This window comes from Acidithiobacillus concretivorus (assembly GCF_018853445.1).
Classification (GTDB): Bacteria; Pseudomonadota; Gammaproteobacteria; order Acidithiobacillales; family Acidithiobacillaceae; genus Acidithiobacillus; species Acidithiobacillus concretivorus.
Genome location: NZ_JABELD010000034.1, coordinates 1 through 16,033 on the forward strand (window position 1 = coordinate 1; position 16,033 = coordinate 16,033).

The 16,033-nt window shown below is 50.2% G+C and carries 15 protein-coding genes; 9 read left to right on the forward strand and 6 right to left on the reverse strand.

The genetic code is table 11. From position 1 onward, the window contains the following. From HJG40_RS04995 to HJG40_RS05015, 5 genes are all read left to right on the forward strand, one after another. A partial coding sequence (locus tag HJG40_RS04995; RefSeq protein ID WP_215863165.1) for a cation:proton antiporter occupies positions 1-1,345 on the forward strand: 1,345 nt, incomplete at its 5' end. Continuing rightward, on the forward strand, positions 1,338-1,544 hold the full coding sequence (locus HJG40_RS05000; protein WP_215863166.1) for a DUF1289 domain-containing protein: 207 nt from the start codon (positions 1,338-1,340) through the stop codon (positions 1,542-1,544). The genes HJG40_RS04995 and HJG40_RS05000, both read left to right, overlap by 8 nt. 138 nt (positions 1,545-1,682) lie before the next feature. After that, on the forward strand, positions 1,683-2,978 hold the full coding sequence (locus tag HJG40_RS05005; protein ID WP_226857203.1) for a sensor domain-containing diguanylate cyclase: 1,296 nt from the start codon (positions 1,683-1,685) through the stop codon (positions 2,976-2,978). 139 nt (positions 2,979-3,117) lie between these two features. Beyond that, on the forward strand, positions 3,118-3,693 hold the full coding sequence (locus HJG40_RS05010) for a lytic transglycosylase domain-containing protein (RefSeq protein WP_215863167.1): 576 nt from the start codon (positions 3,118-3,120) through the stop codon (positions 3,691-3,693). Positions 3,694-3,758: 65 nt separating this feature from the next. Further along, positions 3,759-4,037, forward strand: a complete 279-nt coding sequence (locus HJG40_RS05015; RefSeq protein WP_215863168.1) for a YrhK family protein — start codon at positions 3,759-3,761, stop codon at positions 4,035-4,037. 8 nt (positions 4,038-4,045) lie between these two features. Here the strand turns inward: HJG40_RS05015 and HJG40_RS05020 are convergent, their stop codons facing one another. Beyond that, entirely contained in the window at positions 4,046-4,570 is a 525-nt protein-coding gene (locus HJG40_RS05020; protein ID WP_215863169.1) for a hypothetical protein, read from the reverse strand. A gap of 45 nt (positions 4,571-4,615) precedes the next feature. On the opposite strand from HJG40_RS05020, the gene HJG40_RS05025 reads away from it, so the two are divergent. Further along, the gene (locus tag HJG40_RS05025; RefSeq protein ID WP_215863170.1) at positions 4,616-4,813 is read left to right on the forward strand and encodes a hypothetical protein; all 198 of its coding nucleotides are present in this window, start codon (positions 4,616-4,618) and stop codon (positions 4,811-4,813) included. A 157-nt stretch (positions 4,814-4,970) separates the two neighbouring features. Here the strand turns inward: HJG40_RS05025 and parC are convergent, their stop codons facing one another. Both parC and HJG40_RS05035 read right to left on the reverse strand, forming a co-directional pair. Further along, positions 4,971-7,295: a DNA topoisomerase IV subunit A gene (parC, locus tag HJG40_RS05030; RefSeq protein ID WP_226857205.1), complete on the reverse strand. Its 2,325-nt coding sequence runs from the start codon at positions 7,293-7,295 to the stop codon at positions 4,971-4,973. A 38-nt stretch (positions 7,296-7,333) separates the two neighbouring features. Continuing rightward, positions 7,334-9,304 (reverse strand): DNA topoisomerase IV subunit B, encoded by a 1,971-nt coding sequence (locus tag HJG40_RS05035; protein WP_215863172.1) that lies wholly within the window; start codon positions 9,302-9,304, stop codon positions 7,334-7,336. Positions 9,305-9,513: 209 nt separating this feature from the next. Here HJG40_RS05035 and HJG40_RS05040 point away from each other — a divergent pair, with 209 nt between their 5' ends. Continuing rightward, on the forward strand, positions 9,514-10,638 hold the full coding sequence (locus HJG40_RS05040; protein WP_215863173.1) for a glycosyltransferase family 4 protein: 1,125 nt from the start codon (positions 9,514-9,516) through the stop codon (positions 10,636-10,638). Positions 10,639-10,653: 15 nt separating this feature from the next. Next, entirely contained in the window at positions 10,654-11,823 is a 1,170-nt protein-coding gene (locus HJG40_RS05045; RefSeq protein WP_215863174.1) for a glycosyltransferase, read from the forward strand. 44 nt (positions 11,824-11,867) lie between these two features. Here HJG40_RS05045 and HJG40_RS05050 read toward each other — a convergent pair whose 3' ends face one another. Genes HJG40_RS05050 through HJG40_RS05060 form a run of 3 tightly spaced genes read right to left on the reverse strand, consistent with a single transcriptional unit; the run spans position 11,868 to position 13,939 of the window. Further along, on the reverse strand, positions 11,868-12,617 hold the full coding sequence (locus tag HJG40_RS05050; protein ID WP_215863175.1) for a PilZ domain-containing protein: 750 nt from the start codon (positions 12,615-12,617) through the stop codon (positions 11,868-11,870). A 5-nt stretch (positions 12,618-12,622) separates the two neighbouring features. Continuing rightward, the gene (locus HJG40_RS05055; protein WP_368355875.1) at positions 12,623-13,327 is read right to left on the reverse strand and encodes a UTP--glucose-1-phosphate uridylyltransferase; all 705 of its coding nucleotides are present in this window, start codon (positions 13,325-13,327) and stop codon (positions 12,623-12,625) included. A 36-nt stretch (positions 13,328-13,363) separates the two neighbouring features. Continuing rightward, a complete protein-coding gene (locus HJG40_RS05060) occupies positions 13,364-13,939 on the reverse strand; it encodes a recombinase family protein (protein ID WP_215863176.1) in 576 nt (191 codons plus the stop codon). Positions 13,940-14,100: 161 nt separating this feature from the next. Here HJG40_RS05060 and HJG40_RS05065 point away from each other — a divergent pair. After that, the coding region (locus HJG40_RS05065) for a Tn3 family transposase (protein ID WP_215863177.1) at positions 14,101-16,033 on the forward strand (1,933 nt) is incomplete at its 3' end.

The following is a 16,033-nucleotide window of genomic DNA, read 5'->3' on the forward strand; positions in this document are numbered from 1 at the left end:
TGATCCCATTGGTGCCTTGCTGGCCGTTCTGGTTTTCGAGGCCATTATTGCCCATCACGGCTCCACAGGACTCAATTCTGCCGTTGAAGTTTTTCTAAAAATGCTTGGCGCAGGTGTTGTTTTAGGAATTTTAGCTGGTCAAAGCCTGGGGTGGTTACTCAAAAAAAGAGCTATCCCTGATTATCTACATGGCGTAGTGGCCTTGGGTAGTGTATTTATTATTTTTGCTGCAGCCAATCAAATCGCCCACGAATCCGGACTACTTGCTGTCACCCTGATGGGTGTATGGCTTGCCAATATGCGCGATATCCCCTTGGAAAATATTCTTAATTTCAAAGAAAGTCTTTCCATTTTATTAATCTCTATTCTTTTCATTCTCCTTGCTGCGCGCCTGGATCTGGATGCTTTGAAAGAAGTTCTTGTGTCCGGTTTGCTTTTGATGCTGGTTATTCAACTGGTTGCCCAACCTGTCAAAGTATTGCTGGCTTACGATGGCAAGGAACTAAACTGGAAAGAAAGATTCATGACCGGATGGATCGCCCCACGCGGCATTGTCGCAGCAGCAGGAGCACCCGTATATGCCGGGCAACTCGAAGCACTGAACTATCCCAAGGCTCACTTATTTGTGCCCCTGACATTCGCGCTCATCATTGTCACCGTACTTCTGGCCAGCTTTACGGCGCGCCCCATGGCTAGACTTCTGGGCGTTTCTGAAAAAGACCCTCATGGTATCCTTATTGTAGGGGCCAACGCTTTTGCCATCGCCGTTGCTGAAAAACTCAAGGAATGGGGATTCCGTCCACTTTTGGTTGATGATGAATATCGGCAAATCCAGACGGCACGCATGGCAGGACTAGATACCTTTTTGGGTAGCCCGGTTTCTGAGGCGGCCGATCGTCAACTCAATCTGATTGGATTTGGTTATCTGCTGGCTCTATCTACCGATGCCGCACGCAATCTGATCGCCTCACTGCGTTATGATCCCGAGTTCGGTCATCGTTCTGTGTTTACCCTAGCTGATGGCAGCAGCCGCAAAACCAGTGCCCGTAACCGCACGGCAAGACAGCATCGCCGCCTTCATCTTTTCAGTGAAGACGCTACCGCTGGTTCTTTAATGGATAAAATGGAAAAAGGTTGGACTCTGAAAGCCACTGGCCTGACTGAACAGTTTGACTGGGCACAATATCAGCAACAATTTACCACAGGTTTTCTGGCATTATTTATTCTGGATAAAAATGGCAAACTGCACGTCATAAACAGTGACCAAAACCAGCCGGAGCCACGTGCTGGTGATCAGATTCTAGCTCTGGTTGCACCTGAAGGAGCACCCATTTCAGATGCCTAATAGCGCCTCTCTGCCTGATTCTCCATGCCTGGGGTTTTGTACTACCGCTCTGGGTGATGACGTGTGTAAATCCTGCGGTCGAACTTTTGAAGAAGTGTGCCAGTGGATAATCATGACCCCTGAACAGAAAGCGGCCACCTGGGAACGCATTCGCAAAAATGACTGGTGGGATCAACAGAGGAAAGCCAAGGGTCTGTAATCAAAATGTTGGAGGGACATTGATACAATTCATTATTATCATATACTTATAGTGACATCTCACATTCCTCGTGATAGTATTTACTGATAGACCATAAATTGGCACAAGCTTCATCATCCAAGTGGAGTCGAAAGTCCATTGAAATATCCAGAAAAGCAAGATGAATTGGATGCCCTGACTATACAGGAAATTTTAAACAGTTTCCCCGCATTGGCGTTATTACAGCAACATCCGGTACCCCATGCATTAACACACAACAGAAAGTTACTATTTGTCAAAAAATCTGCAGTAAAACTTTTTGAGGGTGATAATCCAGATTATTTTTTGGGTAAGGACATCACCTCTTTTATTCATCCTCTAGATCATGGGCGTATTCTTAATCGTTTTGAGATACTCAATGATGAAAATCCTAAAAATAGTCCTACAGAAGCCCGTGTTTATGCACTCAATGGCAAAATTAAACACATCATATCCGTCAGCTCATTACTAGAAATTGCCGGTCATCCTCTGGTTATGGCAGCGGCTACCGAACTCAGCGAAGAAATGGGATATGAAATCAGCCAATCTGAGCAGAATTTTCAGCGCCTCTTTGAAAATATGCTCGACGTTTTCTATCGAACTGACAGTGAACAAAACCTGACCTTGGTGGGTCCTGCAGCCTTAAGTGTTTTAGGTTATTTACCTGAAGAAGTTATTGGCCTTCCTGCCTCCGGCTTCTATTTTGATCCACAAGCACGGGCAAATATCGTAACCGCTATTAAGAAACATGGAAAAATTCAAAACTTCCCGGCACGCTTGAAACATAAAGATGGGCATATTGTGAACGTTGAAATTACCAGCAGCGCAATTTATAGCGACGATAAGCAATTTCTAGGTATGGAAGGCTTATTTAGAGATGTGAGCGAACAGGTCAGCATTAAGGAAAAGCTGCATCGCCTCGCCACCATTGATGAATTGACCGGCATATTAAACCGTAGGGCCTTTTTGGAAAAAGCCAATCATCTGATCAAGCAGTTACGTAGACACTCCGAATGCAGTCTGCTCGCCGTGATTGATCTGGATAAATTCAAACCCATCAATGACCGCTATGGACACTTGAGCGGGGACCGCGTTCTGAAAATCTTTGTATCACTTTTTAAAGAGACCCTTCGTGAAACAGACGTTTTTGGTCGTCTGGGTGGAGATGAATTCGCGATCATTTTCAGGAAATGTACGATGTCAGAAGGCTTGGAAATTCTGCAACGAATCCAGGAAAAAATGCAGAAAATCAGCATTAGACTCTCCGATAACGAAGTTTCCATTTCAGCCAGCATCGGCTTGACTGAGCTGCGTGAAGAAGACCTGCCATTTTCTCTAGCACTAGCTCGAGCTGACCGGGCTCTTTATCAGGTCAAACAAAATGGAGGCGCCCATGTCGCCATGCTTTCATCATGATCAGGATAATGAAAAAGCAAGGGACTGGCCGGGCTTGATAATCGGATCCGCCCAATCATATTAGCATCCGCTAAAACTTGCACCCACTAAAAAAACCCTGTATAACCTATGGTCCTTGCAGCTATGTGGTTATTTTGATTTGAAAAAACTTTTTGTGGCCGCAGTGACGGCCGGAATCAGCTTCTTGTTCATTATCGCGCCACAACCTTTGCAGCGCAGTATCTCTGGACTCCCTGCGAATATTTCGCTGTTGAAAACAACTGCCACATCAGGAAGTTCCAACTCCAACACACCAGCGCAACCCACTGATGTAAATGTGAATCCTCTTTCGGGACGTGCATGGCAGAAGCTCGCTGGCATATACAGTAAAGATGTACTGTATGCTTCCAACCAAACCGGAGTTTCCCGCAAATTGCTGGCCGCCGTGATTCATGTTGAGAGTCGGGCAAGTAATGTCGTCAGCTATGCTGGAGCCGTTGGTCCCATGCAGCTTATGCCCAGCACCGCCTGGCGCATCCTTCATGTCGACCCCTGGAAACCTCGCCAGAATATCGTGGGTGGTGCCCGCTATTTGCGTCGTCTGCTCTCAATTTTTCATGGGCATCTTCGTCTGGCGCTGGAAGCCTATAATGCTGGACCCACCACAGTGGCCCAAGGCGTAATTCCCATACCGGCCAAAGTATATGCGCGTCAGGTGATGGCACTGGCGGCTTGAGATCGGTCTGTTTGCCAATCTATGTTAACATTAAAGTTCGTTGTTAACTTGATTAGGAGTGGACCTTGCCAGAAAACAGCCCGTCAAATAATAATCTCGCTATCCGCATGGGTCACGATGAATTATTGATTCGTAACCGCTACGAAACCATCAGCATCGCCAATGATTTCATGATCGGTATATTATTTCTGGTAGGCAGTTTCTTTTTCTTCTATCCCTCCATGGAAACGGCCGGCGTCTGGCTTTTTGTGATTGGCAGCGCTGAACTATTAATAAGACCGGTGATCCGGCTCGCCCGCCATATTCATCTACAGAAATTACCCAGCGGCAGTTGGGATATGTAACTACCCGTTCAGCGAGCGGGCCGCAAATATCGCGCAATGCTTTGCCGGGCAGTGGCTTGCGCGATCAGTTCGTCATAATTATCAACCCGATCACGAGCCCATGCGTTGGCATGCTGCTCCGTTTGTTGAATAGTATTTCTCGCGTATAAGCCTCTAAACTGCCAGATAGCCAACCAGAAACATACGGTGGCCATTCCTGCATCGACCAGCCTGGGCATCATTGCCAGGGGAACCTGCATAAGCACAACATCCAATATCACACAAAGAAGAAAAGCCGCAACTCCCAAACGCCATCTTCTGCTGCGCTGGGGCGCTGTAGCACGCCCCAGCTCCCTGGCCAAAAGTGCCCGCTGCCACTCTAAGGGCTGTTGAGCCAGCGCCGGGGATAAAAATACCGATCCGGTAATGGGGTCGTGCAAAGCACTCACGTTATCCGCCAGCGAGCTGTAAAAAACCGGGGTATGCTCGTCCCCCAAACTATTACGCAAGACGAACAACCGGGGATCACGGCGCAGCAAATCTTTTATAGGCATTATCGACTCCTGATTCAGCAAAAATACCTGCCGCTGATAGTCGGCATGCTGATGATTAAGCAAGAAGCATTCCAGGTGGGACAAAGAGCATCCCCAGCGTCGTATTTTTTTCAAGTTGAACCTGAAAATAGCGGTGGGCTGGGAGGCTTTGCCGCGACTTTGGCCTGCGCCGTTGTTGTTCTTGGTGAAATCCTGCGCCCGTCAGGAGAGCTGTCTGAGCCTAAAGGGCGAGTTCTCTCCTGACAGCAGGATGAACCTTAGAACAACAGGCAAGGGACGTTGGAGCAAAAAGCCTCCCAGCCCACCGCCATTTTCGGGTTTACGTCTGGCAGATGCCCCAGCCCGGCAAATTGCACCATATTAATGCAAATGCACTACATAGGTGCATTAGGCCTGCCCTCTATGAGCGCAAGAAACGCCCCTTGCCAGCCCGTTTACCGCGACAAATCTCCAGGCGATTTTTGCGAATAGTACGCGGCAAAGTCTGTCCCTCGGGATGAATATAAAGGCTTTGCAAATGGGCTTGGGGGGCCAGCGTCATCAATTTGACCCCCTTCCCTTTCGGCAGGCTTTTGATTTCTGCCAGCGGAAATATCAATCCCGTATAATCTGAAGAGACGCACAATATTTCTGCCGACAGATCAGACACAGGAAGCAGCGGCAAAGGATACTCATCTTTATCCAGAGACAGGAAAGCCTTCCCGGCACGATTGCGCCCGGTCATGTTTTCCAGTGCGGTCACAAAAGCATAAGCACCGCTACTTGCTACCAGCCACAAACTGTCAGCCGGTCCACAAGCCACTGCCTGTAAAGAAGCTCCAGCCTGAAAATCTACCTGACTGGAGGCGGGGACCCCGTCCCCACGGCCACCGGGAATCTGACTGACTGGAACTGAATAAGCACGACCGGTTTGATCCAGCAATACCAGATAGTCCACAGAACGTACCTCAAAAACCTGCAGGAATTGATCGCCTTCCTTGAAGTTCAGGCTCTCCGTGGCAATACCATGTCCAGCACGACTGCGTAACCAGCCTTTACGAGACACTATGACCGTCACCGGCTCGTCGGTTACAGCAGCCACAATAGTCTGAGCTGCCTTGCTGGTGATGGCCACATCCGCCTGCAACAAAGTGCGTCGATCATCTCCGAACTTCTGGGTATCGGCGTTGATTTCCTCAACCAGCAAAGCTCTCAGGCGTTCTTCGTGCGCCAGCAGGCCAGTCAGATAATCGGCCACATCCCGCTTATCTTTAAGTTCTTTTTCCAGTTCAATGCCAGCCAGCCTGGCCAATTGCCGCAAACGAATTTCAAGAATATCTTCGGCCTGAATTTCTGTCAGATCAAAGTGCTGGATAAGGTCTATTTTAGGATCATCGGACTCCCGAATAACCCGGATGACGGCATCTATATCCAGAAGAACCCGGAGTCGTCCTTCGAGAATATGGATACGCGCCAAAGTCTTGTCCAGACGAAACTGGCTACGGCGGCGAACCGTGTGCAGACGGTATGTCACCCACTGCCGCAAAATGGCCGTCAGCGGCATACAGGGTGCGCGGCCTTCCAGGTCCAACACGGTCAAATTGACAGACTGATTGGATTCCAGCGAAGTACGCGCCAATAAATAGGTCATCAGTTGCTGGGGGTCCTGATTCCGGGAACGGGGCTCCACCACAATGCGTACCGCGTGATCCTTGCCGGACTCATCGCGCACTGTATCTATCTGGGAAAGCATGGCCGTTTTAGTGGCCTGCTGGTCAGGTGTCAGGGCTTTTTTCTTGCCCTCACCCCTCGGCTGGGGATTGGAAAGATTTTCTATTTCCGAAAGCACCTGTGCCGTAGAAACGCCTGGAGGCAGCTCATGAACACTGATGCGCCATTCACCGCGCGCCAGCTTTTCCACTTCCCAGCGGGCTCGTACCCGAATACTGCCCCGCCCTGTCAGATAAGCTTCACGAATTTGTTCGGGGGTTGAAATAATCTGCCCTCCCCCGGGAAAATCCGGGCCGGGGATCTGCTCAAGAATAGCGTCATCTGACGTCTCTGGATTCGCTGCCAACTGCGCACAAACGGCCGCCAGCTCCCGGAGATTATGAGGTGGAATTTCTGTAGCCATGCCGACGGCAATACCAGAGGCGCCATTCATCAACAAAAATGGCAGGCGCGCAGGGAGACTCACCGGTTCTTCCAGGGTACCATCATAATTACTGCGGAAATCGACTGTGCCCTCGTCAATTTCACCCAGCAACAACTCAGAGATGGGGGTCAGATTGGCTTCGGTGTATCGCATAGCTGCAGCAGAATCCCCATCCAGAGAACCAAAATTACCCTGTCCATCCACCACGGGATAACGCAAGGTAAAATGCTGCGCCATGCGCACCATGGCATCATACACAGAACTGTCCCCGTGGGGATGCCATTTACCAATGACCTCTCCCACCACCCGGGCAGATTTGACGTGCTTGGGAGAACGCTGCAGGCCCATATCGCGCATGGCATATAAAATGCGTCTTTGCACTGGCTTTTGTCCGTCGGCAAGAGCCGGTATGGCGCGCCCGGTCACGACGCTCATCGCGTAGGCCAGATAGGCTTTGGCGGCATATTCCGCAAGAGACGGTGAAGGGTCCTCGGGGTTCCCCCCCTCTGCAGTCGGCGGCGGGGGCTCGTTTGGCGGGCTGGACGCCTGCTCAGAACTGAAGCCATCAAACAAGTCCAGTGTATTACTCATGCGAGATTCCTTTCTGAACATTCACCACAGTTATCTCCTCAAATATCCAGATCGGCCGTCCAGCCATCTCTTTCCATCCATTCCCGACGCCCGCCTGCCGACTGTTTGCTCATGAGCAGACTGAAGCGTTCATGAAGAGCCGCCTGATCAGATAGCGACATAGTCAAGGGCACCAGGGACCGGGTGTCGGGACACATGGCCGTTTCCCAAAGCTGATCCGGATTCATCTCTCCCAGGCCCTTGAAACGCTGAACCGAAATAACCGACTCCTTGACACCCTCGGCGCGCAGACGATCAATGGCCACATCCCGCTCTGCTTCAGCTTCGCAATAGATTTTGCGGGCCTTGCCGCGCCAGGTGGCATCTACCCGATACAAGGGCGGCTTCACCACAAATACATGACCCCGTCTGAGCAGTGCCGGAAAATGGCGCAGGAACAGCGTTAAAATCAGCACCTGAATATGACTCCCATCCACATCAGCATCAGAGAGAATCATGATTTTGCCGTAGCGCAACCCCGCTAGCACCTGCTCAGGATCCGCCGCGACACCATGCGGCTCAATACCGAGTGCCACGGCCATATTGTGCACTTCCTGATTCTTGAAAATCAGATCTGCATCCACCTCCCAGGTATTCAGCACCTTGCCACGGAGCGGTAAAAGCGCCTGATATTCTTTATCACGAGCCGCCTTGGCTGATCCTCCCGCAGAATCACCTTCTACCAGAAACAGTTCATTGCGTTGAATATCCTCACTTTCACAATCTGTCAGCTTGCCCGGCAAGGTCGCCAAGCCCGAGCCCTTCTTGCGTTCTACCTTTTGCGCCGCGCGACTCCGCAGCTGTGCGCTCTGAATCGCCTGCTCGACAATGGCCCTGCCCGCCTCAGGATGACTGTTCAGCCACAAATCCAGGGGGTCGCGAATGGTCTGCACCATGAGCTTGTAGGCCTCGCGACTGGTGAGTTTGTCCTTGGTCTGCCCCTGAAACTGGGGATCAAGAATCCGCCCGGAAAGCACCAAAGCCATTTTGCCGGTAACATCATCCTGCACCAGCTTCAGCTTGGCTGGCACCAGACTGTGGTGTTCCATAAAACTGCGGACTGCTTCAAAAATACCGGCGCGGAATCCAGACTCATGGGTTCCACCATCGAGCGTAGGAATCAAATTAACGTAGGTTTCCGGACGTGGATTACCCTGAGCACTCCAGCACAACGCCCAACTCGCCCCCTCTCCCTGAGCGAAACCATTACTATCATCGTTTTGATACATTTCACCGGCAAAAACCGGGGTAATGGGCTCTGCTTCCGCAAGCATTTCTTCCAGATACTCTGCCAGACCAGAATCATACTGCCAGACCAGCGCTTCCTGCTCCGGTAAATTCAGAATCACCTGTAAACCGGGCAGCAAAATAGCCTTGGCACGCAGTAAGTGCGTCAACTCCCGGATGTTGACCCGAGGTGAATCAAAATACCGGGGGTCCGGCCAAACCTGAACCCGAGTCCCATGACGGCGCGCCTGGCTGTTTTCCACACGGTTTAACGGTTCCTGAAGGACACTGTCCACAAAACTCAAACGATAACGGCCATGCCCACCCCCTTGTGGATCCCGAGTATGAATTTCCACGAGCAAACGGCTGGACAGTGCATTGGTAACTGCCACACCCACCCCATGCAAACCGCCGGAAAAGCGGTAAGCTGAAGACTTGTCAGTCTTGTCGAATTTGCCCCCCGCATGCAGGGTAGTAAAAGCCAGTTCTGCAGCAGGACGGGTCTCACCGGGAGGAACTCCTACTGGAATTCCCCGACCATTATCCTCGACAATGACCGACCCATCGCCGAGCACCGTTACTTCAATACGGGTCGCATGTCCGGCCAGCGCTTCATCCGCTGAGTTATCAATGAGTTCCTGCACCATATGCGTCGGACAGGTGGTACGCGTGTACATGCCCGGGCGCAAACGCACGGGCTCCAGGCCCTTAAGGACAGTGAATTGTTCAGCGCTATAGTTCAAAACAGTAGGGTTCCTTATTCATCGTGCCCCAAATTCAGTTCGGGCTGACTACCGGGTCCATCATAAACGGATTAATGTTTTTGAGCAGTACCATCTGATACCAACACGATTCATCAAATTGTCATATTTCTCCGTTATCATCATGACGAAGTCAGGGGAAAAGCTGAAGAGCATCTTCGCCCTGCAAGTCATTCAGCAAACGGTAAGGCATGATAACAGGCAAACTCAGAATCGCTCTGATCACCGAGACTTACCCTCCAGAAATCAATGGAGTAGCTCTTACCCTAGGGAAGGCTGCCGAAGAACTCCGGGCACGCGGTCACGATGTTCAGGTCATTCGACCCCGCCAAACTGACGAGGCTGCTCATGAGGGACTAGTGAAAGCATACCCTTTGTTTTTTTATCCCCAGGTCAAACTAGGCTGGGCCCATCCGGGTTATCTGACTGGTTGCTTGCAAACCTGGCGCAGTGAGGTGGTACACATTGCTACTGAAGGACCTTTGGGTTATTCAGCACTCATCGCTGCCCGCAAACTGGGTTTGCCGGTCGTGACCAGCTTCCACACCAATTTTGACCAATACTTTTCACTTTATGGAATTCCTGCCCTACGCCACATAGCGCGTCTCTATTTACGACATTTTCATAATGCGACCCGGCAAACGCTGGTACCCAGTCAGGGTACTCTGCAGCGACTCCATCAGCAGGGATTTCTGCGTTTACAGCAATGGGGGCGCGGGGTAGATACGCAGCGCTTCAATCCGCAATGGCGTGATGAAAATATTCGTAAGGATTTAGGACTGGGCGATGAAGATTTACTACTGCTCTATGTTGGGCGCCTGGCACGGGAAAAAAACCTGCCTGCCCTGCTCGCAGCTTTTAGCAAACTGAACAGAAACCACCCCCGGGCTATCCTCGTTCTTGTCGGTGACGGCCCGCTGCGCAGTGAAATCGACCAGTACGCCAATGAACGTATTTATTGTGCGGGCATGCAAAGCGGCATGAGTCTCGCCCGCTGGTACGCGAGCGCCGATTTGTTCTGCTTTCCATCCTGCAGTGAAACCTTCGGAAATGTGGTACTTGAAGCACAAGCCAGCGCCTTACCCATCATTGCCTATGACTGTCCGGGCGTCTGCGAACAAGTCATTCATGGTGAACATGGTCTACTGCTTCCACGAAATAGCGGCCTGGAAACAGCCATGCAAAAACTCTATAGCAATCCCACTGAACGCCAGCGTTTAGGCAAGGCAGGACGCCTTCGTGCGGAATCACAAAGCTGGACACGCAGCTTTGATATTTTGGAAGCTGCCTATCAACAACAACTTTCAGCTCGCTGAGTTTTTGGATATCCCATGCGCATTCTCATGATTTCGGATACTTATTTTCCACGCATCAGCGGTGTGGCCACTTCCATTCGCAGCTTTCGCCAAGGATTGGAATTGCTGGGACACGAGGTAGATTTACTGATTCCGGATTATGGCATCTGCACTTCGGAAGAACGCAGAATTTACCGTATTCCGGCACGAAATATTCCTTTTTTCCCCGAAGAACGACTGATGCAACCCCGCGCCTTATTAAAAATAAAATCCGATCTCAGAACTCGCCACTACGATATCCTGCATATCCAGACCCCCTTTGTCGCCCACTATCTGGGAAATCATTTGGCACGCAGTTTGAAATTGCCAGTCATCAGTTCCTACCATACCTATTTTGAAGCGTATCTCGGCCACTACTACGGAAAAATTCCCGGTCCGCTGCGTAAAGCCATGGCGCGTATTCCATCGCGCCAGCAATGTGCAGCCGTAAACGGATTAATTGTTCCGTCCCATGCTATGGCTGAAGTTCTCTGGGATTATGGTATCCGTACCACAACAAAAGTGATTCCCACCGGCATTCGCATAAATCATCAGACCCTTAACATCAATGACCGCCAGGATTTCAGGCTGCGCTATAATCTGGACTCGAATGCTCCTGTCTTACTGTACGCAGGACGCATGGCTCCCGAAAAAAATATCGGGCTGCTCCTGTCTATGTTAAAGCAGCTCAGGCAACAATTCCCTGATATTCTGCTGCTACTGGTTGGTGACGGGCCAGCTAGATCTCACCTGGAAAACGAGGTGCGCTCAAGCCAGTTGGCACAGAACGTCCGCTTTTTGGGTTACCTTGATCATGTTAATGAATTACCCCAGGCATATGCCGCTGCAGACCTGCTGGTTTTTGCATCGGAAACGGAAACACAGGGTATGGTATTACTGGAATCTCTGGCTGCTGGATTGCCCATTGTTGCCGTTCCGGCTATGGGTGCGGCAGATGTTCTCCGCAGCGGCTTAGGCACCCGATCAGCGCCTGCCGAAGCCAATGCATTTGCACAGGTTTGCGCAGACCTTCTCATCGATGAAAATTTACGCCAGAAACTATCCTCTGAAGCCCGAAAGCTCGCCCAGGATTGGTCGGAAAGCGCTATGGTCGCAATGCTCGCAGAATTTTACCGAGAGACTATTGACGATAACAAAACACCGTAAAAATTTTAATATTGCACATTCATTCAACATGCACATTCAGCACTTCAGTATCTCAATTGAGCGCTACCCGATTGCACCTTGCGGCAACACCAATACATATACTCCATTTTATTCTTCATCATCCCGGTCAATAACATACGCACAGCTACCTGACTGCGCGTACCGGTAGAAAGTCTTTGACTGCGAGTTACCTGAACAAGCGTCTCGCAAGCCCCACAATCTCCCGATGCAAATTCGAGCAACATGGTATCTCGCTTCATAACTTTGATGGTTGGCATAATAAAACGTATCCCGGTAGGGCTGAAATCTGCTATTTCACCCTCAAGATGCAGACCATCTTTACAAGATATTTTAAGCGGATCTGATATATTAATTCGCGAATATTTACGCACTGATCGATTATAAACAGCTAATGGTGCGGCAACCATCATAATATTATCAGACCAGTATAAAAATTTCGCAAAAAAAGCATAAATATTGTTACCAGATCCTATTATTACCATAATTCGCTCGTTATCTTTAATATAACGTCGATTCTGTGTAGCACCAAATTTTAGAGAAATAGTACTTGAGCTCACAGCATAAAGACTACACATCTGCCCGGAATCCGCTTCGACAGCTGAAAATACTATTACCTCATGAGTCAGCATAGCACCGAGAAGAGTTATCGGGTCTTCTTGTACTATTTCCTGAAAAATTCTCTCAATGACTTCCAGGTACTCTCTAAATTTTTGTCCGGCGCGGGGAGGTAAAATGAGACTCAAATTATTTGCAGCGCTTTCAGAGCTAACCATATGCTTCATCCCACACAAGTGACTTTGGCAACAGACTTACTCTTTTTTCCTGCCTGAACCATTCTTTTATCGAGATAGTCTTTGAACTCTTTACCAAATTCTGGATGCCTGAGTGCAAATTCGACAATGGCCTGTAGATAACCAAACTTATCTCCACAATCAAAACGTTGTCCTTCAAACTCATAACCCAGCACCTGACGCTCAAGAGCCAAACGGGCAATGGCATCTGTTAATTGAATCTCACCTCCAGCGCCTGAAGGCAATTCTTCCAGAAGGTCAAAAATCCTTGCAGGAAGCACATAGCGGCCTACCACCCCTAAATTGGAAGGGGCCGACTCAGGCGATGGTTTTTCGACGATTCCGCCGACACGCACAATGTGTTCTTCCTGACCCAATGAGGCGATTATTCCATAACGACTGCATTCTTCTCTAAGAACCTGTTGAATCGCCAGTATAGCCGTCTGATAACGGCTATACTGTTCCTTCATCTGCAAAAGCACCGGCTTTTTTGAAAGAATCAGATCATCTGCCAAGAGCACCGCAAAGGGATTATCACCAACCACATCGCGAGCCATGAGCACCGCATGACCAAGTCCTAATGCCCGAGGCTGGCGAATAAAAGTCGTGGTCACGCCGCGCGGTACAATATTCTGAATTTCCTCCAGTAGAGCGGTTTTACCGCGCTTTTCTAGTTGGGGTTTGAAGTCCAATGGAACGAAAACGTACGCTAAGCTCTGAAACGTCTTTCATGATTTGCTGTCATCTGCTACCAGTTTATCCGGAGCCAGTCCTTTATAGACCGTTGAGCGACCTATTTTTAACCGCCTCGCAATTTCTGTTGCCCCTATCCCTTGCTTGTAGAGAATACGGATTTGGTCTTTGTCCACCGTGGGCTTGCGGCCAAACCTAACCCCCTTGGCTTTAGCTTCAAGACGACCCTCGTTGGTGCGTTCCAATATGCGTTGCCGTTCGGCCTGGGCCACGGCTGACAGGATGGTGACCACCATTTTGCCCATGGTTCCCTCGGTACTGATCCCGTCGTCCAGGAATCGGATGGCCACACCTATGGCGTCGAACTCCTTGATGAGCTGAATCATGTCCGCCGTGTCGCGGCCCAGCCGGTCCAATTTTTTTACCAGGATGACATCGCCTTCCTCTACCTTGAGCTGTAGCATCTGGAGGCCTGCGCGGTTCACGTGACTGCCGGATACCTTGTCGGTAAATATCCGGTTCGCATGGACGCCTTCAGCCTTGAGGGCCTTCACCTGTACATCGAGGGACTGCTGACTCGTGGAAACCCGGGCATACCCAAAGAATCTCATAGCAGAAACTGTCTCCTAATTCGATTGATAGACCTAACGTCTACTAACTGATGGTTTAACGATTTAATGGACAGTTTATGGGGGTCCTTTTATCATGTCTATAAAGTTATAAGTTTATAGACATTGAAAAGCGCGCTTATTGAACAGCTTTGGGGGAGCGCATGCCCGTCGATTTTTTAGCCTCGGAACAGAAAATCAGCTATGGCCAATTCTCTGGCGAACCGAATGAAGTTCAGTTGGCCCGTTATTTTCACCTGGATGAATTCGACCTTGCCTTCATCAACAATCGTCGCGGCAATCAAAACCGTTTCGGTGTCGCCTTGCAGTTGGGTTGCGTTCGATTTCTGGGAACCTTCCTCTCAGATCTTTCACAGATACCGGTCAACGTGCAATGGTTTGTTGCCCGGCAACTTGGCCTTGCTGATGTCGCGATCTTGTCCATTTATGCGCAACGGGAAACTACACGGCGGGAACATGCTGCTTTGATTAGAAACCAGTACCAATACCGAGAATTCACCTGGCCATGGTCATTCCGGTTGAGCCGCATACTTTACACGCGCAGCTGGATCAGCAACGAGAGGCCGAGCCTGCTTTTCGATCTGGCCACCGGCTGGCTCATCCAACATAAAATTCTCTTGCCCGGCGCTTCCACATTGACGCGCTTGATTTCAGAAATACGGGAACGGGCCACCAATCGCTTGTGGCAGCGGTTGTCAGCATTGCCAACACCAGCTCAAATCACCAAGCTTGAGAAGTTGCTTCAGATTCCAGAAGGATCAAGAACTTCCTGCTTTGACCGCTACCGCAAGGGACCGGTGACCATTAGTGGTCCCGCCTTCAATGAAGCGGTTGACCGTTACCAAGAACTGAAGGCCTTCGGCATACATGAACTGGATTTTACCGGCATTCCTCCCGTGCGCTTTAAAAATATCGCGCGTCACGCCGGTATGATTTCCATGCACAAAATAGCCAGAATGCCAGAGAATAAGCGTGCTGCCATTCTGGTTGCCTTCGTCAAGGCCTATGAGACCATCGCCCTCGACGATGCCCTGGACATCTTGGATTTACTGATTACCCATATCGCCGGGGAGGCGAAAAAGTTAGGTCAGAAGAAACGGCTGCGAACGCTGAAAGATCTGGATAAATCCGCGTTGGCTCTGGCTGAGGTGTGTGCCCTGATACTCAATGAAAGCATGCATGACGAGCTGTTGAGGTCAGCTATCTTTGCCAAATTTCCGCGTGAAAAATTGGCAGAGTCAATTGCTACCGTCCATGAACTGGCTCGCCCCTATGACCATAACTTTCAGGATGAAATGATTGAGCAGTATGGCCGGGTCAGGCGTTTCTTGCCGAAATTACTGTGTGATATCGAGTTCAAAGCGGCACCGGCAGGCAAGGCAACTTCGGAAGCGTATCAGTATCTGGCCAGCCGGCTGGAATCGCGCAAGCTGCTATTGGAAGAGGCTCCGCTGGATATCGTTTCCAATCCCTGGAAACATTTGGTGTTTGATAAAGAAGGGCGCGTGACCAAACGCGGCTATACACTGTGCTTTCTTGATAAGCTGCAAGACAGCCTGCGCCGCCGTGACATCTATCTCGAGAATAGCGACCGCTGGTGTGATCCAAGAGCCAAGTTATTGCAAGGTGCTGAATGGCAGGCCAATCGCATTCAGGTCTGCCGGTCACTTGGTCACCCACTTAATCCTCGGGAAGCCATTGATGGATTGGTACGCCAATTGGATGTCACTTACAAGCAGGTGGCCGAAAATTTTGATAACAATAAGGCGATCGAACTGGACTTGTCTGGCAAGCGGCCCACCTTAACCATTACCCCCTTCGACAAACTGGATGAGCCGCCCAGCCTAACCAGCCTCTCGCAACAGGTGGATGGCTTATTACCCAACGTAGATCTCACCGAATTGCTGTTGGAGATCCATGCCCATACCGGCTTTGCCGACGAATTTACCCATGTCAGCGAATCCAATGCCCGCGCCGAAGGCCTCACTGTTAGCGTCTGCGCGGTGTTGTTGGCGGAGGCCTGCAACATCGGTCTGGAGCCGCTGATCAAGCACCAGGTGCCCGCGTTGACCCGGT

Excerpts from the sequence above, each read along its gene's own strand:
- HJG40_RS05000 (WP_215863166.1), top strand. The coding sequence starts at position 1,338 with ATGCCTAATAGCGCCTCTCTGCCTGATTCTCCATGCCTGGGGTTTTGT.
- HJG40_RS05020 (WP_215863169.1), bottom strand. The coding sequence starts at position 4,570 with ATGCCTATAAAAGATTTGCTGCGCCGTGATCCCCGGTTGTTCGTCTTG.
- HJG40_RS05025 (WP_215863170.1), top strand. The coding sequence starts at position 4,616 with ATGCTGATGATTAAGCAAGAAGCATTCCAGGTGGGACAAAGAGCATCC.
- parC (WP_226857205.1), bottom strand. The coding sequence starts at position 7,295 with ATGAGTAATACACTGGACTTGTTTGATGGCTTCAGTTCTGAGCAGGCG.
- HJG40_RS05040 (WP_215863173.1), top strand. The coding sequence starts at position 9,514 with ATGATAACAGGCAAACTCAGAATCGCTCTGATCACCGAGACTTACCCT.
- HJG40_RS05045 (WP_215863174.1), top strand. The coding sequence starts at position 10,654 with ATGCGCATTCTCATGATTTCGGATACTTATTTTCCACGCATCAGCGGT.
- HJG40_RS05050 (WP_215863175.1), bottom strand. The coding sequence starts at position 12,617 with ATGGTTAGCTCTGAAAGCGCTGCAAATAATTTGAGTCTCATTTTACCT.
- HJG40_RS05060 (WP_215863176.1), bottom strand. The coding sequence starts at position 13,939 with ATGAGATTCTTTGGGTATGCCCGGGTTTCCACGAGTCAGCAGTCCCTC.